Annotated in this window: 19 protein-coding genes and 1 tRNA gene; 1 reads left to right on the top strand and 19 read right to left on the bottom strand. The window is 45.4% G+C overall.

Translation table 11 applies throughout. From position 1 onward, the window contains the following. Nucleotides 1–5 precede the first annotated feature (5 nt). The 19 genes from rplV to gdhA form a co-directional block, all read right to left on the bottom strand. Nucleotides 6–413, bottom strand: coding sequence for a 50S ribosomal protein L22 (gene rplV / locus HMPREF0658_RS09730; RefSeq protein ID WP_006950507.1), 408 nt, complete (start codon nt 411–413; stop codon nt 6–8). Between the two features lie 31 nt (nt 414–444). Then, nucleotides 445–711 (bottom strand): 30S ribosomal protein S19, encoded by a 267-nt coding sequence (gene rpsS / locus HMPREF0658_RS09725; protein ID WP_006950506.1) that lies wholly within the window; start codon nt 709–711, stop codon nt 445–447. Between the two features lie 18 nt (nt 712–729). Beyond that, complete coding sequence (rplB, locus tag HMPREF0658_RS09720) at nt 730–1,554, bottom strand: 50S ribosomal protein L2 (RefSeq protein WP_006950505.1); 825 nt, start codon at nt 1,552–1,554, stop codon at nt 730–732. A 7-nt stretch (nt 1,555–1,561) separates the two neighbouring features. Then, nucleotides 1,562–1,855 carry a 50S ribosomal protein L23 gene (rplW, locus tag HMPREF0658_RS09715; protein WP_006950504.1) on the bottom strand — a complete coding sequence of 98 codons (294 nt, stop codon included), beginning with the start codon at nt 1,853–1,855 and terminating at the stop codon, nt 1,562–1,564. 19 nt (nt 1,856–1,874) lie between these two features. Further along, a complete protein-coding gene (rplD, locus tag HMPREF0658_RS09710) occupies nt 1,875–2,504 on the bottom strand; it encodes a 50S ribosomal protein L4 (RefSeq protein WP_006950503.1) in 630 nt (209 codons plus the stop codon). After that, the gene (rplC, locus tag HMPREF0658_RS09705; RefSeq protein ID WP_006950502.1) at nt 2,504–3,118 is read right to left on the bottom strand and encodes a 50S ribosomal protein L3; all 615 of its coding nucleotides are present in this window, start codon (nt 3,116–3,118) and stop codon (nt 2,504–2,506) included. Before rplC ends, rplD begins: the two co-directional genes overlap by 1 nt. 56 nt (nt 3,119–3,174) lie before the next feature. Continuing rightward, nucleotides 3,175–3,480, bottom strand: a complete 306-nt coding sequence (rpsJ, locus tag HMPREF0658_RS09700; RefSeq protein ID WP_024990908.1) for a 30S ribosomal protein S10 — start codon at nt 3,478–3,480, stop codon at nt 3,175–3,177. A 101-nt stretch (nt 3,481–3,581) separates the two neighbouring features. Continuing rightward, nucleotides 3,582–5,696, bottom strand: a complete 2,115-nt coding sequence (gene fusA, locus HMPREF0658_RS09695) for an elongation factor G (protein ID WP_006950500.1) — start codon at nt 5,694–5,696, stop codon at nt 3,582–3,584. Between the two features lie 28 nt (nt 5,697–5,724). Next, nucleotides 5,725–6,201, bottom strand: a complete 477-nt coding sequence (gene rpsG / locus HMPREF0658_RS09690; RefSeq protein WP_024990907.1) for a 30S ribosomal protein S7 — start codon at nt 6,199–6,201, stop codon at nt 5,725–5,727. Between the two features lie 261 nt (nt 6,202–6,462). Then, nucleotides 6,463–6,846 carry a 30S ribosomal protein S12 gene (rpsL, locus tag HMPREF0658_RS09685; protein WP_006950498.1) on the bottom strand — a complete coding sequence of 128 codons (384 nt, stop codon included), beginning with the start codon at nt 6,844–6,846 and terminating at the stop codon, nt 6,463–6,465. A gap of 938 nt (nt 6,847–7,784) precedes the next feature. Next, nucleotides 7,785–8,831: a BACON domain-containing protein gene (locus HMPREF0658_RS09680; protein ID WP_006950497.1), complete on the bottom strand. Its 1,047-nt coding sequence runs from the start codon at nt 8,829–8,831 to the stop codon at nt 7,785–7,787. Nucleotides 8,832–8,837: 6 nt separating this feature from the next. Then, a complete protein-coding gene (locus HMPREF0658_RS10710) occupies nt 8,838–10,136 on the bottom strand; it encodes a DUF4302 domain-containing protein (protein WP_006950496.1) in 1,299 nt (432 codons plus the stop codon). Between the two features lie 17 nt (nt 10,137–10,153). Next, nucleotides 10,154–11,092: a zinc-binding metallopeptidase gene (locus HMPREF0658_RS09670; protein ID WP_006950495.1), complete on the bottom strand. Its 939-nt coding sequence runs from the start codon at nt 11,090–11,092 to the stop codon at nt 10,154–10,156. A gap of 22 nt (nt 11,093–11,114) precedes the next feature. Continuing rightward, entirely contained in the window at nt 11,115–12,737 is a 1,623-nt protein-coding gene (locus HMPREF0658_RS09665) for a RagB/SusD family nutrient uptake outer membrane protein (protein WP_006950494.1), read from the bottom strand. 14 nt (nt 12,738–12,751) lie between these two features. Further along, nucleotides 12,752–16,063, bottom strand: coding sequence for a SusC/RagA family TonB-linked outer membrane protein (locus tag HMPREF0658_RS09660; protein ID WP_006950493.1), 3,312 nt, complete (start codon nt 16,061–16,063; stop codon nt 12,752–12,754). Nucleotides 16,064–17,993: 1,930 nt separating this feature from the next. Next, nucleotides 17,994–19,073, bottom strand: a complete 1,080-nt coding sequence (aroC, locus tag HMPREF0658_RS09655; RefSeq protein ID WP_006950491.1) for a chorismate synthase — start codon at nt 19,071–19,073, stop codon at nt 17,994–17,996. Between the two features lie 76 nt (nt 19,074–19,149). Continuing rightward, complete coding sequence (locus HMPREF0658_RS09650) at nt 19,150–19,776, bottom strand: FKBP-type peptidyl-prolyl cis-trans isomerase (RefSeq protein ID WP_024990906.1); 627 nt, start codon at nt 19,774–19,776, stop codon at nt 19,150–19,152. Nucleotides 19,777–20,094: 318 nt separating this feature from the next. After that, on the bottom strand, nt 20,095–20,664 hold the full coding sequence (locus tag HMPREF0658_RS09645; protein ID WP_244860923.1) for a septal ring lytic transglycosylase RlpA family protein: 570 nt from the start codon (nt 20,662–20,664) through the stop codon (nt 20,095–20,097). Between the two features lie 74 nt (nt 20,665–20,738). After that, nucleotides 20,739–22,076, bottom strand: coding sequence for an NADP-specific glutamate dehydrogenase (gene gdhA, locus HMPREF0658_RS09640; protein ID WP_024990905.1), 1,338 nt, complete (start codon nt 22,074–22,076; stop codon nt 20,739–20,741). A gap of 195 nt (nt 22,077–22,271) precedes the next feature. Between gdhA and HMPREF0658_RS09635 the strand changes: the two genes are divergently transcribed. After that, nucleotides 22,272–22,346 (top strand) — tRNA-Arg (locus HMPREF0658_RS09635). Nucleotides 22,347–22,399: the final 53 nt, after the last annotated feature.

The raw sequence follows: 22,399 nt of genomic DNA, 5'->3' as shown, positions 1-22,399 counted from the left end.
TCTATTTATTGTTTATCTTCGTTATTTTTGGCATCAACAAACAGTGTAACATGGTTACTACGCTTACGAATTCTGTAACCACGACCTTGAGGTGCTGGTCTCATACGCTTCATCGTAACGCCTTCATCTACGAAGACCTTTGAAACATAGAGTTCTCCATCTTCTGCCTTACGCTCGGTTTTATTCTCCCAATTAGCAATGGCTGAACGCAACAGTTTTTCTACATCTGCTGCAGCTTGTTTCTTAGAGAATCTCAAAACTCCCAAAGCACGGTTCACTTCCATGCCACGAATCATATCTACAACATAGCGCATCTTACGCGGGGAAGAAGGAACTCCCTTGAGCTTTGCAAAATACAAACTCTTTAGAGCCTCTTTTCTTTTTTCAGCTGATATATGTTTTCTTGCTCCCATTATTCATTTTCTTTAAATGGTTATAACCCGCTTACTTTCTATTTCCCGAATGCCCGCCGAATCGACGCGTAGGAGAGAACTCACCAAGTTTATGTCCTACCATATTCTCGGTAATGTAAACAGGGATAAATTTATTTCCGTTATGGACAGCAACGGAATGCCCCACAAAATCGGGGGAAATCATTGAAGCCCTGGCCCATGTTTTCACAACACTCTTCTTGCCACTTTCATTCATTGCGAGAATCTTCTTTTCAAGTGACACGTTGATATATGGACCTTTTTTTAATGAACGACTCATACTCTACTCTTGTTTAAGTTATTTGTTAGCTCTTTCAATTATATACTTGTTAGAAAGCTTCTTCGGTGCACGAGTCTTAAGACCTTTTGCATACAGACCCTTACGCGAGCGGGGATGTCCACCGGACTGACGTCCTTCACCACCACCCATCGGGTGATCTACAGGGTTCATGACAACACCACGGTTATGAGGACGACGTCCCAACCAGCGAGAACGACCGGCCTTACCGGACTGTTCCAATGCATGGTCGGAGTTTCCTACACTACCGACAGTTGCTTTACAAGCACTCAGAATCTGGCGAGTCTCGCCAGAAGGGAGCTTAATCACACAATAACTGCCTTCACGAGAAGTAAGCTGAGCGAAGTTACCAGCCGAACGAACGAGCAACGCACCTTGTCCCGGACGCAATTCAATATTATGAATTACCGTACCGACGGGGATGTTAGCCAAAGGAAGCGTATTACCAATCTCTGGTGCCGCATCCTTTCCTGACATCAAGGTTGCACCGACCTGCAAGCCGTTAGGAGCAATAATGTAACGTTTTTCACCATCAGCGTAATACAACAATGCGATACGCGCCGAGCGGTTCGGATCGTACTCAATTGTTTTTACTACAGCTGGAACACCATCTTTCTCACGTTTGAAGTCGATAAAACGATACTTCTTCTTATGACCTCCGCCAATATAACGGACAGTCATCTTACCGGTGTTGTTTCGCCCACCGGTAGAACGTTTACCGTAAACGAGAGACTTCTCTGGCACGGATGCAGTAATATCCTCGAACGTGCCAATAATCTTGTGTCTTTGTCCCGGAGTAACCGGTTTTAATTTACGTACTGCCATTGTTTATTTAAATATTGCTGTAAAAATCTATGGTCTCACCCTCTTTCAGGGTTACGATTGCCTTCTTAAAAGCAGGCTTTTGACCTTTAATCAATCCGGCTTTAGTATAACGGGCAGAACGCTTACCTGCATAGCGGGCAGTATTCACAGCGACTACCGTAACATGATACAGACTTTCGATTTCACTCTTGATCTGAAGTTTGTTTGCTTCAGGGCGAACAATGAAACCATAACGATTTGCGAACTTGTCTGTAATCTTGGTCATCTTCTCAGTGACCAATGGTTTTATGATAAATGCCATACTTTATACGTCCTTCCTATTATTTTGTTAAGATGCCGTCAATTACTTTCAACGAATTTTCGGTTACGACCAATACATCTGCATTCAAAATCTTATAAGAATTGAGTGTAGATGCGGACATAACCTCAGAACGCTGCAAGTTACGAGCCGACAAATATACATTTTTATTCTCTTTTGGCAAAACGAGAAGTAATTTTCGCCCGTCAACGTTAAGATTTTTAGTAATATTTATAAAATCTTTTGTCTTTGGCGTCTCTATATCAAAATCCTCAACGACAATGATAGCATTCTCCTGTGCCTTGTATGATAGTGCACTCTTGCGAGCTAAAACTTTTACTTTCCGGTTCAGTTTAAAGCCATAATCGCGAGGCTTAGGACCAAACACACGAGCACCACCTACGAGCAAGGGAGAGTTGATGTCACCGCGACGTGCACCGCCGCCACCTTTCTGACGTCCCAATTTACGGGTAGAACCGCTCATTTCGCTTCTCTCTTTCGTCTTAGCCGTACCTTGGCGTTGATTAGCCAAATACTGCTTTACTGCTAAGTAAAGAACGTGGTCATTGGGTTCAATGGCAAAGATAGATTCGTTTAACGTAACCTTTCTTCCGGTCTCCTGACCATTAATATTCAATACGTTAACTTCCATTATTTTTTAATTAAAACGGTTGAACCTTTGCATCCGGCTACACTACCTTTCACAAGGATAAGGTTGTGCTCCGGAATAACCTTTAACACTCTGAGGTTCTGAGTTGTCACCCTGTCACCTCCCATTTGGCCGGCCATACGCATGCCTTTAAACACCTTTGCGGGATAAGAACAAGCACCGATAGAACCCGGCTTACGTGCGCGGTCGTCCTGACCGTGAGTAGACTGCCCTACACCACCAAATCCGTGACGTTTCACAACTCCTTGGAAACCTTTTCCCTTAGAAGTTCCGACAACGTCTACGAACTCCGTATCGTTGAACAGCTCAACCGTAATTGTGTCACCGAGGTTATACTCCTCTTCAAACTTGAACTCAACCAAGTGCTTTTTCGGCGTTGTGCCGGCTTTCTTAAAGATTCCCAACATCGGCTTGGTAGTTCTGCTTTCCTTTGCCTCTGCGAAACCTAATTGAACAGCCTTGTAACCGTCTTTCTCAAGGGTCTTCACCTGGGTTACAACACAAGGACCGGCTTCGATAACAGTGCACGGTACATTCTTACCGTCGGCACTGAAAACGGATGTCATTCCGATTTTTCTTCCAATTAATCCTGGCATTTCAATTTATTTTTAAATGATTCTTATTCTTCTGTTGATGTGTTCGGACATCCAAACTACACCTTAATTTCTACTTCTACACCACTCGGCAATTCCAGCTTCATCAAGGCATCAACCGTCTTGGCGGTAGAGCTGTAAATGTCGATCAGACGTTTGTAGTTCGACAATTGGAACTGTTCGCGCGCTTTCTTATTAACGAAAGTGCTGCGGTTCACCGTGTAGATGCGTTTGTGGGTTGGCAATGGAATCGGTCCGCTGACAATGGCACCGGTTGCCTTTACTGCCTTCACAATCTTCTCTGCTGACTTATCTACCAACTTGTGGTCGTATGATTTCAGCTTAATTCTAATCTTCTGACTCATGTTCATTCAGTTGTTTTAATGGTTTATGATTCTTGATAAGTGAAAAGAAGATACAGGGTAAGAGTCATTCGCTACCCTGCCTCTCTTTTCTCTCGTTGTTTTTATACCAAATCCGTACGACCTTTTATTTCTTCCAACACTGTCTTAGCAATAGAGCTTGACAGCGGTGCGTGGTGGTCATATTCCATAGAACTTGTTGCACGACCGGAAGTAATGGTACGAAGGGCAGTGACATAGCCGAACATCTCAGCCAACGGAACCAAGGCTTTCACGATTCTGGCTCCGGAACGGCTTTCTTCCATTCCTTCTACCTGACCGCGACGCTTATTCAGGTCACCAATCACATCACCCATATTCTCTTCAGGTGTTACTACCTCTACGCGCATAATAGGTTCCATGAGCACGGGGCCGGCCTTTACACATCCGTTCTTGTAGGCATTCAATGCTGCTAACTCGAACGACAGCTGGTCGGAGTCTACGGGATGGAAAGAGCCATCGAGCAAGGTCACTTTCAAAGAATCCATAGGATAACCGCCAAGTACACCATTCTTCATGGCGTTTTCAAAACCTTTCTGAACGGAGGGAACGAACTCCTTGGGCACATTACCGCCCTTCACTTCGTTCACGAACTGCAGGTTGCTTTCCTTGTAATCATCGTCTCTCGGACCAATGTTTACAATGATGTCGGCAAACTTACCGCGACCACCACTCTGTTTCTTGTACACCTCACGCAGGTTTACCGTCTTCGTAATGGCCTCCTTATAGTTCACCTGAGGCTTGCCTTGGTTACATTCCACCTTAAATTCACGCTTCAGGCGGTCGATGATAATATCCAAGTGAAGCTCACCCATACCCGAGATAATGGTCTGACCGCTCTGTTCATCAGTACGTACCGTAAACGTGGGGTCTTCTTCTGCCAGCTTGGCAAGACCGTTATCAAGTTTTGCAATGTCTGCTTGGCTCTTGGGTTCCACGGCAATTGAAATCACCGTATCAGGGAACGACATGGATTCGAGCACAATGGGATGTGCCTCATCGCAAAGCGTATCGCCTGTACGAATATCTTTGAAGCCTACGCCTGCACCGATATCACCGGCATCGATAGATTCCATCGGAATCTCCTTGTTGGAGTTCATTTGGAACAAACGGCTGATGCGTTCTTTTTTACCCGAACGTGCGTTGTACACATAGCTACCGGCATTTACCTTACCTGAATAGACACGGAAGAATACCAGACGCCCCATGAACGGGTCGGTAGCAATCTTAAAGGCGAGTGCCGCTGTGGGTTCATTTTCGCTGGGCTTACGATCTTCTTCGGCATCGGTATTTGGATTCACGCCAACAATATTCTCCGTATCGAGCGGAGACGGCAGGAATGCGCATACATAGTCAAGAAGGGGCTGCACGCCTTTGTTCTTATACGACGAGCCGAGTACCATCGGAGTAATCTCCATGGAGATAGTACCCTTGCGAATGGCAGCTATCAGCTCTTCTTCGCCAATCTCGCCACCCTCAAGATATTTCTCCATGATGGCATCATCAAAGTTAGCGGCACTTTCCACCAACTTTTCGCGCCATTCGTTAGCCTCGTCTACGAGGTCGACGGGAATCTCTTCCACGTCGTATTCAGCACCCATCGTCTCGTCATGCCAAAGGATGGCCTTCATTTTTATCAGGTCTACAACGCCTTTGAAGTTCTCTTCCGCACCGATAGGTATCTGTATGGGACATGGGGTTGCACCCAAAATCTCTTTCATCTGCCTAACGGTCTCAAAGAAGTCGGCACCCGAACGGTCCATCTTATTTACATAACCGACGCGCGGCACATTGTATTTATCTGCCTGACGCCATACTGTTTCCGATTGGGGTTGAACGCCATCGGCAGCAGAATAGGTGGCCACAGCACCATCGAGCACACGCAGCGAACGTTCCACCTCTGCGGTGAAGTCCACGTGTCCCGGAGTATCTATCAGATTGATTTTATAGGAATTGCCGTTCCAATTCCAATTACAGGTGGTTGCAGCAGAAGTAATCGTAATACCACGTTCCTGCTCTTGTGCCATCCAGTCCATGGTAGCAGCACCGTCATGCACCTCACCTATTTTGTGGGTCTTACCCGTATAGAACAAAATACGCTCCGATGTGGTAGTTTTACCGGCATCGATATGCGCCATAATACCGATATTACGTGTCAGCTTTAAATCGCGATTTGCCATTTCTCTTTACCTTATTTATATATATACGTTAGAATCTGAAATGAGCGAATGCGCGGTTAGCCTCGGCCATGCGGTGCATATCTTCCTTACGCTTGTAAGCACCGCCCTGATTATTGAATGCGTCCATGATTTCCGCAGCCAACTTTTCCGCCATGGTTTTACCACCACGCTTGCGGGCGAAAGCTATCATATTCTTCATAGAAACGCTCTCCTTGCGGTCAGGACGAATCTCGGTAGGAACTTGGAACGTCGCTCCACCGATACGACGGCTTTTCACCTCTACCTGCGGAGTGATGTTAGCAAGAGCAGTCTTCCATATCTCCAAGGAGGACTTCTCTTCTTCCGCCATTTTAGACTTCACAATGTCTAACGCATGATAGAATATTTCATAAGAAATGCTCTTCTTGCCATCATACATCAAGTGATTAACGAATTTCGAGACCTTCTGGTCATGATACACGGGATCGGGTAAGATCACGCGCTTCTTGGGTTTTGCTTTTCTCATTTTGTTTGAAAATAAATTCTGCGTGGGCTGTCTTTCTTTGTTCTTCAACACTCGCTCTCGAGCATTTACTCAACCTTGTATCAACAAGTCACCAGCAAAACGATGATAATATGTAATGTTTCTTTCTTTTCCGAAACGCCGCCTTATCAGGGGAGCGAGGCATGCTGAAAGCAAAGCAAGCAGCATTGAAGTTCCGAAGCAGGGCATCTGAAGCCGACTTACCAACTCACCTCACATCGACCGACAGGACTTATGTCCCTCTTATTTTTTAGCTGCTTTAGGACGTTTAGCACCATACTTGGAACGACGCTGGGTACGATTGGCTACGCCGGCCGTATCAAGTGTTCCGCGAACGATGTGATAGCGCACACCGGGAAGGTCTTTCACACGACCGCCACGAACAAGCACAATGCTGTGTTCCTGCAAGTTGTGTCCTTCACCCGGAATGTAAGAGTTGACTTCCTTTTGGTTCGTTAAACGCACACGGGCAACTTTTCTCATTGCCGAATTAGGCTTTTTAGGGGTTGTTGTATAGACACGAACACACACGCCACGACGCTGCGGACAACAGTCCAAAGCCGGCGATTTGCTCTTCTCTACAAGAACCTTTCTGCCCTTTCTTACTAACTGTGAAATAGTAGGCATAATTGTTACTTTTTAATTTTATATATTTATTTCGTTTATTATCAATGAATTACGCTATTACTCCCATAAAGAGCTTGCGGGGTGCAAAGTTACGAAGAATTATTCAATCTACCTAATATATGAAGAAAACAATCATCTATCGAATTTAATATTTAATATAAAATAACTTTTGATTTGTTTATTTACATCCTGCTGGAGGAGAAATTTCTTGTACAGCAACGAGAATACACGGCTCATTGTGGGATAAAAAGCTGCGATGAACTGACGAGTTGCCGGTGGTAAACGGGCTGCTGAATAAGAAAGCGAAGACAAGTCACAGACGAACAATCCATAATCATCTAATAATCAATCATATAGATATGTGTTTGAAGAAGCATAGCTTTAACGGGCTAAAAACATAGCTCCGAGCACGGGAAAGCTATCCTTTGACACGCTAAAAGCATAGCTCTTGAAAGACGATGGAGCTGCCGCTACGGCAAGGGTGCCACCCACCCAACATTCCACAGACCATACCCCAATCGGTCATGAGAACCTATGCAGGTCTTGTTGGATGGCCGTTCAGCTTGTGTGTCGTCTTCCCAAAAGCGTAGCTGGGGGCTCCATCGAGGGAAGGCAGCAGACAGGATGCCGACAAGTGAATAAAAGATGACAAGAAGTGGTGGAATCAATCCTGAAATGGTAGATAAGCGGTCTCAGGGTCGATTTTAGGAGGTAAAACACCCCCATCACTCTTTCTTGGCTTGCTCCAATAACCCCTCGAGATTGGCCATTGTCTCTTTCGAGATTACTCATTACTCCTCCCCGGATTGCTCATTGTCTCTTTGTCGGATTGTTCTAAAGATAAGTGCTGGCAGAAGCGGCTGAATGCCGGCATATAGCAAAAGTCCCGAACACGGAATACGTGTTCGGGACTAATCCATTACAATGTTTCTATTACATCACTTCTTGACAAGTGTCATATTATACATTTTCTGTAATTCTCCTGCATGTGCACTCTTCGTGAACGAACGAGACTTGAATGCTTCCAAAGAGAAACAGCCAATGGTGTAGTCTCCAAATGTTCCACCCAAGGCACCATAGGTACCTAAGGTCTTATCGTAAGAGAAAGACACCTTACCGGTGTAATTGGTATTAAAAGAAGTCCAATATTCACCTTTCTTGTCATAGAATATATTATAGATATAATAGGTTTTTCCCTCTGAGACAATACTGCCTAAATACCGGCCACTCTTAATAGAGATGGAGAAATCTTTTTCATCAGAGGTGATAGGCAGAGTGAGGTTATCTGTAGTAAACTGCAATTCCGTTTCTGTCAGCGTAGCCTCCGTAGCAGAATACTTAGTGTCTGTGGGCTTGTCCTTAAAGACTACGTAGTATTGACCTAAGATATCTTTCTTGAAATCACGCTGCATTACCAAAATGGAATCAACCACCGAGCCCACCGTAAACTTGATGTAACCGGCACGGATTTTACCCGTGTTGTTATCGGTAGTAGTGAGCACCAGCTTGCCGTCTTTCATTTCAGCCGTCATCCAATCGGCAGTAGTGGCGAGCGTAGGTGTCACGTTGTGCCAAAGGTCGATGTTTCTTGTTGCAGCAAAGTCGTCTAAGATGATTTCATTTTTGCCACCTGTCGTGAATATCGTGCCCATCTGTTGTACCACAACATAGACGGAATCTGCTCCCGACCATACGGTAACACGTGAAGAACGGCTTTCTTTGTTTCCATTCGCTGCAACAGTCACTTTGATATTCGTGCCTTCAATAGTAGCGGTACACCAATCCATAGACGTAGAAACCTTTGTGATACCGTCGGGGGCATTCACACTGAACGTCTTGGTTGCCGAGGCAGCACTGAACGTAAGGTCTTGACTGACTATAGAAAGCGAAGGCGTATGAGCGTAAGGATTGTCTACCTCATCGCTGCAAGATGCCAACCCGATGAGGGAAAGACATGCCAAGAGGAATATATAATACTTTTTCATAACTGTTTATTGTTTGGTTAGACTCTTAATATTAGGAATCCGGTTATTGCCGTTGATAAACCATGAGGATACTGTCAGCTGACCTCCACTGCTTCCATCGGCATTGACTGTCCAAAGGATGTAAGAGTCGGTAACGAAAGACTTATCCGCTTTGTTATCAACGAAATTGAAAACGGGATTTGTCTTGTCACCATTCCACTGCGTAACCATACCCGTCTTTGGATCCCAAGAAAGGTAACCGCCGTGCGCTAAGTCCCATCCACAAATCATAACGGTCTTCCCACCAACTTCACCTATCTTTTGTGAATTAAACGAAAGGACACCTGTAGACTTGTTGTAAGGCAACGTTATCTGATAATTGGCATTGAGACCAGACATCAGGTAAGCGGTCTTATCGGCATTAGCCGTCAGCGTCACGTTGATGGTCTTATTCGTATCATAAGTCAGCACATAGTTTCCGGCATAGAGGTCGAAAGGTGCATAGCCTTCGGGATAAGAGCATTGCAAGGTAACGGCGTTACCGTTGGCATCTTTTCCTTCAAGCTTGAGATTGTCGGCATTGAAGTCGAAAGAAGATACGCTGATACCTCCCATGTTGATGGGGCGATAGAAGCGGATGCCCGTAGATGTGAAGACAAAGGCCACTGTCTTCTCTTCTGCCGATGCATTCTTGCCATCTTTATAGATGAGTTGACGGCTGTCGAGGTCGAAAGACCCTTTAAGCGTGGTTGAACCAAACGCTCCTGCCACCAATCCGACTTGGAAGTTCTCTGTCATGGCTGCAACTTTCTGCAGATAAGTATCGGCACTCTCGGTCAGCTTATACATATATAATATGTTGCCGGTACGCTTAGCGTGCACTTTCATCTTATCGGCTCCGATGCTGTCGATGATATACTCGAAGTCTCCATTATAGCCTTGATACCTCTTTGCCGAAGGCGTAGAGAAGAAATGCATGAACTCGTTGTATGTATCGAACGTGAGAACGGGACCCATATCGTTGGTCATACCATAATAGCTGGTGCGCTCTTGTCCGAGAGCCAATTCGGTTTTTGCCGTCACTTGCTCAGCATCAAACTTACAGGTAAAGGCATATCCGCCATACTTCTGCTCCTTGTGGGGGAATATTTCGAATACCCAACCATGCTCGGGAGCAATCAGCGCGGCTTTCGCCTCTGCCTGATATTCCTGCATTCTCAAAGAGGATGACTTATCGAAGATGTCTTCCTGATCTTTCAGACAGGACTGAAGAAAGAACATGGGCAAAGCCATCAACAAGCCGATTAATATTCTATTTGTTTTCATAATCGTCGGTTTAATGTTTATTTAACAGTCAAGTCAGTGATATCGATTTTGCCGGCAGCCACATCGGCCTGACGTCTTTGCACTACATCTCGTAAGGCATCGAGGTCTATGTTCCATGCTGTCTTCATGTATCTCTTCACGATATCCATCTTGGAAGTAATGAGAGCACCACCATTGGTGCCACCTAAGGCTACCATGCGGTCCCACTCTGCTTTCGTATTTACTACATAAGTAGACAAGAGTTCGGCAATATCCTCAACATCGGAATGTTGCGAATAAGGAGTGATAAAGCCGTGCAGATAACAATAATTGTTAGCTACACCATTTTTCTGGTCTCTATCCGTGTTGTAACCATCATAGGGATGGGTACTCCAACTGTCAGACACATAGGCTGAGCCGGTGATGAGCTTAAATGCTGCCGGGTAGTCTTTGTTCTGGTTCAGGATGTGGGTAAACTCGTGATGAATGGTTTTGAAGTAGAAATGATTCAATTGCTCGATATCATGTTCATAGGTTGTAATATAATTAGAACCCGTCATCAAAATCTTCTTTCCATTCTCTGCAGTACCCAAAATGATTGTTCCGTTGTTGCGATATTCGAATTCGCCGATACAATAAATCAATTTTGGAAACACCGAACGAGTGAAACCGACACCTCCCACTTCATCGTATGCCTCGATGCAAAGATACTTAATAAGGTGTGCCATCTTAACGGCATCCTCGTATTTTGCAGGTATCGTGAAGTAGTTCATATCGCCTTCATTATCTACATAACGATATTTAAAACGTATGTTGTAGGGATCTACATAGTTAGCCTTCAACCATTTATCGAGTGGTGTCTGCACCGTTTGACCGACAGTAATAATACTTGTCTTGTCCGGTTCATCGTTCGAACACGACAAGAGACAAGCACTCGTCGTCGCAAGGAACAAGGCTGAATATATGAATTTTTTCATTTCATTAGGTCTTTAATGGTTATTATTTGCGTGGATTAGGTGTTAAACCGGCTTGAATGACCTTCATCGGTATCTGGATTGCCCTGCGCTCGTCATCTTTCGTCAATAGGTCTGTTATCTTGGAAGGTTGTCCGGACTCATTCAAAAGACGACGCGGAATCTCAATACCGTAGCGTTTGATATCAAACCAACGCATACCTCCATGCAACGTTTCTATGCGGCGGAATCCTAATACACACTGCAACATGGTTTCCTGCTGGCTGCGTTCGGCATCGATAGTAAAGCTCGGATGGAGATGTTTCTTTACTGTAGACTTCTTCTTGTCTGTATCGTCATACGAATAACCCACAGAATTATAGAATGTCATGATGTCATTAGGCGTATAAGTGGGGTCATCCTTCAGGATATTAGCCGCCCACATGCTCAAATCGGCTGCCGCTTTATCGTATTCTTTCTTCATTGTGTACGCTTCAGCACGGTTCAGCAAACACTCATCGGCCGTGAATAAAGTATTGACAGCACGTCTAAAGCCTACTTGGGCGATAGGATCGGTAATCTCGAAGAGTGCCGGATATTTCCAGAAGATAGTCATATCCAAGTTTGTTGCCGAATACTTTGCCATTCTGGAGTAGTATACTGATTTGCCGTGAGCATCAACACTCTCTCCCCAAATGTTCTTAGCATTACCTGTTTCATTCTCTGCCAAGTAGGAAGAGTGTGCATACCGCGAATAAGCATAATAAGGATTAAAGACAAGACCGATACTTGAATACGACGTAGCAAGGAGCAGGTTACAGTTCAAATCTGCTGAAATGTAATGCTCTTCGATAGCCTGACGACCGGCATCGCCTTGCGGCATAGAGCCTACATGTTCCCAGTCACGCAACATGGACTGAGGATTGGAGCCTAAACACAGGTTGGCATACTCAATAGCCTTGTCCCATTGCTCATAGTACAGATAGAAACGGCATGCGAAAGCATATGCTGCTTGCGTGTTGAAGTGGTACTTCGGTACACTCAAATGGGCATCGCCTACCAAAGGAAGTGCTTCCAACAAGTCTTTCTCTATCAGTTTATAGTCCTCAGCTACAGTGCCTCGATCATACTTCGGGAAAAGAGAAGTCTCCGACTTCGTGGCATACGGTATACCCAAATCCTTGGTACTGGTCGTTGCATTGTAGTTCTTGCAGAATATATTGACCAACATGAAGTGGTTGTAAGCACGGCAGAGGAGAGCTTCGCCCTTGCATTCACGCAGTGTAGACGTGCGGGGGCCTCCCATTTTATCAATGGCTTCAAGTGCATGATTGGCTGCAGCAATAGCCCGATAAGATGCATTCCAGAAACGTTCTGTATCATCGTTATTCGTCTCTGTGAGGTCTTTCCATGCATAAACTTCATCAAAGAAGCGGTCGGTATAGGGGCTTTCTTCACCCGTATCGTCCACATTATCCGACATTACCTCGGTAATGAAAACGTAGCTGTTTGTCGGATAAGCGGATGTAAGCAGGGTTTTCACTTTCAATTCCGAATCTATCTCTGCACGATTATCCGGCATGGTGTCGAGGAAATCGTTGCAGGAAGAGAACTGAAGAGTCAGCAATGACAGTGCAATAACCGACGCTGATATATTGATTCTTTTCATAATGAAACGTATTTTTATAGTCCTAATCTTAATGTAAGTGTAAACTGTTTAGGCATCGGCACAGCCACACCACCAGAATTGAAGAACTCCGGATCTTGTCCGTTCAGCTTCTTATCAGCATATATCAGGAAAAGGTTGGTGGCTTGGAGCTTCAACGCGAGATTGGTCAGGCTCAAACGACTGGCAAGACTCCTTGGGAAGTCGTATGCCAAAGATATCTCTTTCATACGAATAAAGTCGCCTTTAGCAATACGGGCATCAGAGAAGTTATAGGCATTGTAAGCATAACTTAAGTGCGGATCCAAGTTGTTCTGACGGAGACTTGCAATTCCTGGCACATTGGTTCTGCGCTCGTCGCCCGGAACTGTCCAGCGGTTTTTAAATTCTTTCGGTGTAGAAGTGAGGTCATCATATCTGTTCGAGAATACGGGGTCTAAGCGAACCACGTTTCCAAAAGAATAGGTAACGAACACATTCAACGTGATTCCTTTATAGGTAAAGATGTTTCCAAAACTACCTACGTCGGTGGGATCCACGCTACCTTCATACTTCAAGAACTTCAACTTTTCGGGGTCACGGGTCTGGAAATAGATTCCGGTGGTCGTGATGTTGCCATCCTGATCGAGGAAAGTCGGCAAACCTTCGTGATTCAGGCCTTTGAACGGAATAGAGAACAATGCTCTTACGGGGTATCCCACTTGGGTAAAGCCCTGTCCGGAAACATAGTCGATGAGTCGTTCGTCGGTATCCAACTTCGTCACTTCATTGTGTGTATGCGAATAGATGAAGTTGGTTGTCCAAGAGAAGTCCTTGTTTTTAATATTCACTGTAGAAAGCGACAACTCAATACCATTGGATTTCATCGTAGCGATATTACCGTATTTCGTAACCTGACCGCCGATACCTTGTGTTGTAGCAGGACCTATCAGGTCGTAGTTGTTACGTTTATACCAGTCTACTGTGAAGTTGATACGGTTTTTCAGGAATCCCATATCGAGACCAATGTTGAACTCGTGTTTCTTCTCATAGGTCAAATCTTCGTTTGCCAATGCAGAGAGGTACAGCTCACTTTCCCTTACACTTGAAAACGGACGCCAAGGTGTACGGCTTCCGATGACAGCCAACGAGTTGGTAACGGAAGGCGGTTCGGCCGTCAGAGAGTAAGACAGACGCAGCTTGAGGAAAGACATTACTTTCTCGAACTGGTTAAACCACTTTTCTTCATGCACGTTCCATGCACCCGAAATATTCCATGTAGGCAGCCAACGGGCACTGTTACTGTGTCCCAGACGGTTAGAACCTTCATAACGCACGGTACCGTTGAGGTTGTAGATACCTTTATATGAATAGGAAGCTGTTCCGAAGAAAGCCACACTACGGTTATGTTTGTTGCTCAACGTGTAGTAGTCCAAGTTCGTTTCCACGCCCTTCTTAAATACTTGGTAAACATAGTTGGGGATTTCACCCATAGAGTATTGCATACCCCAGCCACGGAACCAATTCGACCGACGGTCAGCAGAGTTTGCCTCCATACCACCATAGAAGTTCACGATATGGTCTTTTGCATATACGTCGTTGTACTGTGCGGTGGCACGGAAGTCCCATCCGAACATTCTGTTATCAGTGCGTTCGTAGATACCACCGTCAGGAAGGAGAGTCATAGGGAGTGCATAGGGGTTATCAGGGTCTGTGTAGAGAAGCGGATTACGCTTTCTGATGGTAGATGTACCCATAGCTCTATAGGCCTGTGCCTGATTGGATTCATCCTTAATAATATGTTCTTGCGAGGTTGCGGAGAACTTAGCTGAGGCAAGCAGTGAAAGCTCTACCTTGCTGATAGGATGATAATTCAGACGTCCCTGTACACGGATATCGTTCACATTCAAGTCCATATAGTTGTTATTCAACTCGTTATAGATATTGAACGGAGCATAGTTACGTGTATAGTAGGCATTGGGATCCAAAGCCCTCGATGTGTTCAAAGCATACGAATAGGGGTTGATGTCGAAGTCGCGCTTCACTTCTCCCGTAACGGCATCTGTTTCACTGCTCAATGTACCGGGAGCGCGTTGCTTACGATAAGAAGCATTGCTGATGAGGTTTACATTCACCTTGCTGGACAAGCGGTAAGAAGTGTTCAAGTTACCGGTGAAACGCTGTACACGGCTTTGCTTCGTCCAACCCGGGTCGAACATAGCACTCAATGAAGAATAGAACTGTGCCTTGTCCGTACCACCCGAGATACTAACGGAGTGGTTGTGCATAACGGCATTCGAGAAGAGGTCGCCAAACCAGTTGGTGTTGCGATATTCGGCAGCTCTCAGATAGTTTCCGATGGCTTCATCCGTGTTGGCAAGGGCGAACTGACCGGTAGCGGGATCATACTGGCTAAGGAGTTGATACATCTTTCCGTAGATACCGCTGCTGGCAGAAGTAGCAAGCTCGGCATAATTCAGATAACCTTTTTGCTGTAACTCCTGATAAACACCCATTTGGTCTTGTGAGTTCATGATATTGAATTCCCTGTAGCTGGGCTTCAGACGCATGGTGTATTCACCTGTATAGTTGATGTGTGCCTGTCCGGCTTTACCTTTCTTCGTGGTAACAACAATCACACCGGCCATAGCGCGAGCACCGTAAATAGAAGTAGCAGAACCGTCTTTCAAGATTTGAAAGCTCTCGATGTCGTCTGAGTTCAAACCTGCAATAGCGGAACTGATAAGGGTGTTAGCATCACCTGATGACAATTGGTCAGCACTAACATCTACCACATCTTCCATAATGACACCATCTACTACCCATAACGGTTTTGAACTACCATAGATAGAAGTAGCACCACGCACGCGAATCTTAGGCGCCGTACCGAACGTACCCGATACATTCTGCACCGAAACACCTGCTGCGCGGCCTTCGAGTGAACGACTGATGTCGGCCACACCGTCTACCTTAGCGCCTTTGGCGTCAATTTGCGTAGTAGAACCCGTAAAGAGTCGCTTGTCAATCTTTGTCATACCAGTCACGACGACTTCTTCGAGCGCCGTATTGGGTCTTAGCACGACCCGCATGTTAGGCTGGGCTGTTACAGTAACAGTCTCCATACCTACATAACTGATAACAAGTTTTTTACCAGCGGCAACATCCAAAGAGAAGTGTCCTTCCATGTTTGTCACGGTTCCAAGTTTACTTCCTTGGACAACAACAGATGCACCTATGATAGGCTCACCATCCTCTTGGGATACTACGGTTCCGGAGATTTTAGTCTGTGCCAATGCCATTCCTACAAATAGGAACAGACCGGCAAACACCATACTAAGTCTTTTGTCCATAAATCCTCTTGTTAAAGTTAATAAATTGTTTGTGTTATTCAAATGATTCACAAAGATATGTTATTTTTAAGTAAGTTCCAAAAAATCTGACAAAAAAAAATCATTCATCTACTACTTTTTTTGTTTTCAATCCATAAAAGCGCGCTAAAAACAGTGAAAAACGATAACAGACGTTATCATTTCCCAACCAAATTGTCAGTAAATTAACAAGAGGAAAGATTACTGAACCGTTTTTTTGTATTAATTGAAGGTAAAGTAACCTCTTATGCTATACAAAATGTCAGATTCTGATTGTTTTTCAAACTTCATCAAGAAAAACAGGCCTTTCATGCCGAAAAACCAAGAAGAAAAAATAAACATCCATACAATGACCCCGCCGATGCTATATCCGCTTCCTAAAGTCTATATATATAATATGGTGTAAAACCAAATTTCAGACAAAAGGTTTTCTTTCGTTTCATCTACCAACCGATTCCCATTCACGCCGTCATCTCTTAAAGGAAAGTTGGTCATGAGAGCCTGTACACATTTTGCCGGATACTCGTTCAGATGTCGACAAGCAAATAAAAGATGACAGAAAGCGATGGAATTCATACGCGAGGGCGGGATAAGAGAATCTTGTCCAATAGTCCCAAAGGGAGTAAAAGGCATTCCGCTTCACCTCCATGTATATGATTAATAAGGATGTGTCGCACTTACAGCGCTCCATTTAGGGGAATGCTCTATACCCAGCGCTATGCGCTGGGCTGACATATTGCGCTCCTTCAGAGCTTATTCGGGGGAGTGTCATCTACCCGATGCTATGCGATAGGCTGATATACCGCACTCTTGCAGAGCTTATTCGGGAGAGTATCATCTACCCAATACTATGCGATAGGCTGACATACCGCACTCTTCCAGAGCTTATTCGGGAGAGTATCATCTACCCAATACTATGCGATAGGCTGACATACCGCACTCTTGCAGAGCTTATTCGGGAGAGTATCATCTACCCAATACTATGCGCTGGGCTAACATACTGTACACTTTGCTTTTCGTTCCGCTTATCCGCTTCGCACAACGAACATCGTTTCAGAACTCATCCTTGTCCTATGAGCAGGTAAAATGTAGGTTGGCGTGAATTGCAACTACATGCTTTTAAGACTTAAAAAGTAAGCGCTGTAGGCGCGTAAGATGTCAGCCCAAGGCAACGCCTTGGGTAAAAAGACGCCACAAAATGGAGCGCTGTAAGTGCGAAAGACCTTTTTCTTTCATTTTCATATATATAGATGAACGGGATGTGGCGCACTTACAGCGCTCCATTTAGGGGAATGCTCTATACCCAGCGCTATGCGCTGGGCTAACATATTGCACTCCTTCAGAGCTTATTGGGGGGAGTGTCATCTACCCGATGCTATGCGCTGGGCTTGATATGTTACGCGCTTACAGCGCTTAGGCTACGCCTCATGGCATCATAAGATACGCGAGTTTGGGATAAGGCTATCGGACTGTAAGCCCCGAGGGGGCGACAGACCTTAGGCAGGGCATGGAGCTCGTAAGAGAGCAATTGCAAATCGCCGGCACAAAACGGGACGTGAAGCAAAAAGGCAACCCCTGATAAGCATGTGTGGAAAGATGAACCCTGTAGGGGTGAAGGAAGATTAGTGTTCTGTCGCCTTTGCTTCCTCTCCGTTTCAGCGAACTTCGTTTCAGGGCTTAGACTGCGGGACTCCACGACACAGGGGCTACGCTATCACTTACCCCTGTCTAAGGTCTTTCGCCCCGATGGGGCTATTAGATAAAATTCTCTTGTCCCGAACTCGCGCATGAATGATAAACTATTGATAATCAGCAGCATACAAAACAAAATGAAAAAGGTATGCTTTGAGCGTGTAAAAGGATAGCTTTGAAGACTTAAAAAGATAGCTTTGAGGCGATGAAAGGATAGCTTTTAGCGGATGAAAGTTGTCTTTCCAAGAAGGTAAAAGTCGAGTATTGTCATGGCTGCCATTGCCTCGACGATGGGTACAGCTCTGGGTACGGCACACGGGTCATGTCTCCCCTGCGTGGTGAAAGCGGCAGGCAAGCCGTCGGTATTTAAAGTGTCTTGGTGACGGAGCAGGGTGGCAACAGGTTTAAAAGCTACCCTGAAATAAATGTCTGCTCCATTGCTGATGCCTCCTTGTATGCCTCCGCTGTTGTTTGTTGAGGTCTTTATATTCCCGTTCTCATTCACGAAAACATCGTTTTGCTCGCTTCCTCTCCCCCGAGCACTTTCAAATCCAAGTCCGTATTCAAAGCCTTTCACGGCATTGATGCTAAGCATTGCGCTGCCAAGAGCAGCATGTAGCTTTCCAAACTCCGGTTCACCGAGACCTGCGGGGCAACCTTTTACGACACAGGTGACGACTCCTCCCACGGTGTCGCCGGCCTCTTTGACCGAAAGAATGAGGTTCTCCATCTCACGAGCCATTTGTTTGTCGGGGCAGCGAACAGGATTTTCTTCTGCTTGTGCAAGGTCATAGAGCCGATAATCGTTCTGTAATGCAAGTGTGCCTATTTGCGATGTATAGGCCAGAATCTCTACTCCAATCTGTCGTAAGGCTAATTTTGCAAGCGCACCGGCCACACATCGCGCAATGGTAACACGGGCTGAAGAGCGTCCTCCGCCTCGAAAATCGCGCAAACCATACTTCTTATAGTAGGTAAAATCAGCGTGTGAGGGACGAAAAAGGTGTTGTATGTTGTCGTAATCCTTAGAATACTGATGGGTGTTATGTATCATAAAACCTATCGGACAGCCGGTGGATTTGCCTTCAAAAATACCACTTAGCAACTCCACTCGGTCGCTTTCTTGGCGGCCGGTGGTAAGTTTGCTCTGTCCCGGGCGACGTCTTTGCAGCTCGTTTTGCACGAACGCATCATCTATTTCGATACCGGCGGGCATCCCATCGATAATCCCTCCTATGGCTTCGCCATGACTTTCGCCGAAGGAAGTCAATCTGAATATGTTGCCGAAAGTGTTGCTCATTGTTGCCGTCCGTTTCTATCCAAGGTTTTGTCGGTATCCTTACCGATGTTTCTCGTATCTTCGTAACAGGGTTGTTTCAATGACACCCGCATCTGCCGTCATGTCCATGGCCGTGGTGATGGTGGTGTTCGTGGCCATGGTGGCAGCCTTCGTGCCCGTCTCCCTCTTCGCAACCACAGCTTCCACAACCGCATCCACAACTTCCCTCGCCACTCAACGCGTTGAGCATAGACTGTATTTCGTCTTTTGTTGCTTCACGGTTTTCTACTATTTTCCCTACGAAATGGAGGTCGCAACCTGCCAAAGGGTGGTTTAAATCTACTTTCACCTTATCGTCGGAAATATCGAGCACACGACCGTTAAACCTGTTTCCATCTTCGTTTTGCAAAGGAATAATGGCATCGACATAGATGTTGTCGTGGTCGAAATGGCCGTTGATGGTAAAAATATCTTTGCTTAAATCGAGCACGCGCTCTGCTTCGTGGTCGCCATAGGCCTCTTGCTTACTCAACGTAAAATCGAAAGTGCCGTTTGTTTCCAGCCCTATTACGTTGCTCTCAAAGCATTCTATGGTTGTACCAAAACCGCTGATAAAGCAAAAAGGCTTGTCTTCCGGCGCTTCCTCCACCAACTCTTCTTGCCCATTCGTTATTTTATACAGCGTGTAAGCCACAGCTAAGTACTTGTTCTCTGTTTGTTCCATATCTTCTTTTTTATATATAACTATTTGATGCAAAGGTACGAAAAAGTTGAGAGATACCAATGACGGGCTGCCTACTGTTTTTGTATGAGGAGGTCTGATTGTTGGTTTTACGGTTTTATAGGAGACCAAGAGAGAGATAGAAGTAAACTATTGGAGATGGTAATTGATTGATATAGAAAGGGATGCGGACACAAAAGATTTGAAAAGGAATAAGATTGAGTTGCAATCTGTCTCGGTTCAGGCCTGCGAGAAAGGGGAAAAATAGAAAGAGAAAAGGAACAAGAAATAAGTGCGGCTCTCGTCAGCTACGTGCCCGCCTTATGGAAAACGAGGAGGTGCCTTTTCTATCTTGAGAGATTGTTCCTTAGCAGAAGGCTTGTTGGTATCTGTAGGTTTAGGAGTAGAGGTTGGCTTCATCGCCTTTACTGCTTGTTTTTGTTTGATGGATTTCCGATTCATCTTGGCCGATAATGTGGCCTCATCCACGGTATCTTTTTTCCATCTTTCAGTAAGACTGTAGCCTTCGTCGTTGACTTGGAAGTCTATCTGTGGGAGTGTTATCGGCGTTTCATCTCGATAGGGAATCTTAACGGTGTTGGCCAACTCTATCTCTACAGTGGCAACCCCTTGAGACAGCATGCCAATCTCCTTAGCTGCTCTCCATGATAAGTCGATGACGCGGCCTCTTCTATATGGGCCTCGGTCGGTTACTTTCACCAATACAGAAAGGCCGTTTGATAGGTTTGTTACTTTAAGAATGCTGCCGAAAGGGTAAGTACGATGTGCACAGGTAAGGCTGTCGTGGTGCACTCTTGCACCGCTACTTGTCCTAGCACCTGTTGCCCTCTTTGAATAAAAAGAAGCCTTACCCCTCTGTTGTGCAAACAGAGCAGTAAGGCTAAACAGTATCGATAATATCGTGACGATGCTTCTCCGATATATCACTATATTATATTTTACATTTATACAATGCCCTGAGCCATCATGGCATGAGCAACCTTCATGAATCCGGCAATGTTCGCACCCTTCACGTAGTCAATGTAACCATCCTTTCCTGTGCCGTATTTCACGCACTGTTCGTGGATAGATGACATGATATGGTGCAGACGCTCGTCTACTTCCTTACCTGTCCATGAGAGACGGATAGAGTTCTGTGTCATTTCAAGACCTGAAGTGGCTACACCTCCTGCATTTACAGCCTTACCCGGAGCAAAGAGTGTTTTGGTTGCAACAAATTTCTCGGATGCCTCTGCCGTGCAACCCATGTTGGATACTTCGGCAACACATACGGGTTTGTTGGCCAAAATCTTGGCTGCATCTTCTCCATTGAGCTCGTTTTGTGTGGCACAAGGCAGGTAAATGTCGGCTTTAGCCTCCCAAGGCTTCTTGCCAGCAAAGAACTTAGAACCCGGGAACTTATCGGCATAAGGTGCACAGATGTCGTTACCACTGCTTCTCAATTCAAGCATATAAGCGATTTTCTCTGCGTTTAAGCCTGCCTCATCAAGTATATAACCGTCAGGTCCACTGATGGTAATTACTTTAGCTCCTAACTCTGTCGCTTTCTTTGCTGCACCCCAAGCCACGTTACCGAAGCCACTGAGTGCAATGGTCTTTCCTTTAATGTCGATACCTTTGGTCTCGAGCATCTGATGTACAAAGTAGAGGGCACCATAACCGGTTGCTTCAGGACGGAAGATAGAGCCACCCCATTCCAATGCTTTACCGGTAAGAACACCTTCAAACTGGTGAGTAAGCTTCTTATACATACCGAAGAGATAGCCAATCTCACGGCCACCTACACCGATATCACCTGCAGGAACGTCTACGTTAGGACCGATATGACGATATAGTTCGGTCATGAAAGCCTGGCAAAAGCGCATGATTTCAGCGTCGCTCTTTCCACGGGGAGCGAAGTCGGAACCACCTTTTCCACCACCCATAGGAAGTGTGGTGAGTGCGTTCTTAAAGGTTTGTTCGAATCCGAGGAACTTTAAGATAGAGAGGTTTACCGACGGATGGAACCGCAAACCGCCCTTATAGGGACCAATTGCGCCGTTGAACTGTACGCGATAACCGATGTTTACCTGTACTTCACCTTTGTCATCTACCCAAGGCACACGGAATGTGATGATACGCTCAGGCTCTACCATACGCTCAATCACTTTCGCTTTCTCAAATTCGGGATGCTGATTGTAGACTTCTTCTACGGAGAGAAGAACCTCTCTTACTGCTTGTAAGAACTCTGATTCACCTGGATGTTTGGCCTCCAAGGCTGCCATGATTTTTTGAACTTCCATAGTAATTATGTTTGTTAGGTATAATGTGATTAGAATGTTATTAAGACAATGCAAATGTAAACCTTTTATTTTTACCTGCCAAATAAAAAGAGAAGAAAATTCATTCCTAATCATCTTTGCAGCAAAAGCATCAAAGTTTTTGGGGAAATGTTTGTTCCTTTAATGGAAAAGCCGTAATTTTGCAGCTGGTTCAAGGGTTCCGTAGCTCAGTTGGATTAGAGCAACAGCCTTCTAAGCTGTGGGTCTTGGGTTCGAATCCCAACGGAATCACTCCGACAATCGCTGAGGACAGGCATGCTATTGGCGTGTCTGTCCTTTCTCTT

It is taken from the genome of Hoylesella marshii DSM 16973 = JCM 13450, assembly GCF_000146675.1.
GTDB classification, from domain to species: Bacteria; Bacteroidota; Bacteroidia; order Bacteroidales; family Bacteroidaceae; genus Prevotella; species Prevotella marshii.
Note: the sequence above shows the minus strand (reverse complement) of the source record. Positions and strands in the feature narration are given on the sequence as shown.

Bases quoted from the DNA above. Each gene is read 5' to 3' on its own strand.
- rplD (WP_006950503.1), bottom strand. From the start codon at position 2,504: ATGGAAGTTAACGTATTGAATATTAATGGTCAGGAGACCGGAAGAAAG.
- aroC (WP_006950491.1), bottom strand. From the start codon at position 19,073: ATGAGCAACACTTTCGGCAACATATTCAGATTGACTTCCTTCGGCGAA.
- rpsL (WP_006950498.1), bottom strand. From the start codon at position 6,846: ATGCCTACTATTTCACAGTTAGTAAGAAAGGGCAGAAAGGTTCTTGTA.
- rpsJ (WP_024990908.1), bottom strand. From the start codon at position 3,480: ATGAGTCAGAAGATTAGAATTAAGCTGAAATCATACGACCACAAGTTG.
- HMPREF0658_RS09660 (WP_006950493.1), bottom strand. From the start codon at position 16,063: ATGGACAAAAGACTTAGTATGGTGTTTGCCGGTCTGTTCCTATTTGTA.
- fusA (WP_006950500.1), bottom strand. From the start codon at position 5,696: ATGGCAAATCGCGATTTAAAGCTGACACGTAATATCGGTATTATGGCG.
- rplW (WP_006950504.1), bottom strand. From the start codon at position 1,855: ATGGCATTTATCATAAAACCATTGGTCACTGAGAAGATGACCAAGATT.
- HMPREF0658_RS09650 (WP_024990906.1), bottom strand. From the start codon at position 19,776: ATGGAACAAACAGAGAACAAGTACTTAGCTGTGGCTTACACGCTGTAT.
- HMPREF0658_RS09680 (WP_006950497.1), bottom strand. From the start codon at position 8,831: ATGAAAAAGTATTATATATTCCTCTTGGCATGTCTTTCCCTCATCGGG.
- HMPREF0658_RS09670 (WP_006950495.1), bottom strand. From the start codon at position 11,092: ATGAAAAAATTCATATATTCAGCCTTGTTCCTTGCGACGACGAGTGCT.
- rplV (WP_006950507.1), bottom strand. From the start codon at position 413: ATGGGAGCAAGAAAACATATATCAGCTGAAAAAAGAAAAGAGGCTCTA.
- gdhA (WP_024990905.1), bottom strand. From the start codon at position 22,076: ATGGAAGTTCAAAAAATCATGGCAGCCTTGGAGGCCAAACATCCAGGT.
- rplC (WP_006950502.1), bottom strand. From the start codon at position 3,118: ATGCCAGGATTAATTGGAAGAAAAATCGGAATGACATCCGTTTTCAGT.
- HMPREF0658_RS09665 (WP_006950494.1), bottom strand. From the start codon at position 12,737: ATGAAAAGAATCAATATATCAGCGTCGGTTATTGCACTGTCATTGCTG.
- rpsS (WP_006950506.1), bottom strand. From the start codon at position 711: ATGAGTCGTTCATTAAAAAAAGGTCCATATATCAACGTGTCACTTGAA.
- HMPREF0658_RS10710 (WP_006950496.1), bottom strand. From the start codon at position 10,136: ATGAAAACAAATAGAATATTAATCGGCTTGTTGATGGCTTTGCCCATG.
- rplB (WP_006950505.1), bottom strand. From the start codon at position 1,554: ATGGCAGTACGTAAATTAAAACCGGTTACTCCGGGACAAAGACACAAG.
- rpsG (WP_024990907.1), bottom strand. From the start codon at position 6,201: ATGAGAAAAGCAAAACCCAAGAAGCGCGTGATCTTACCCGATCCCGTG.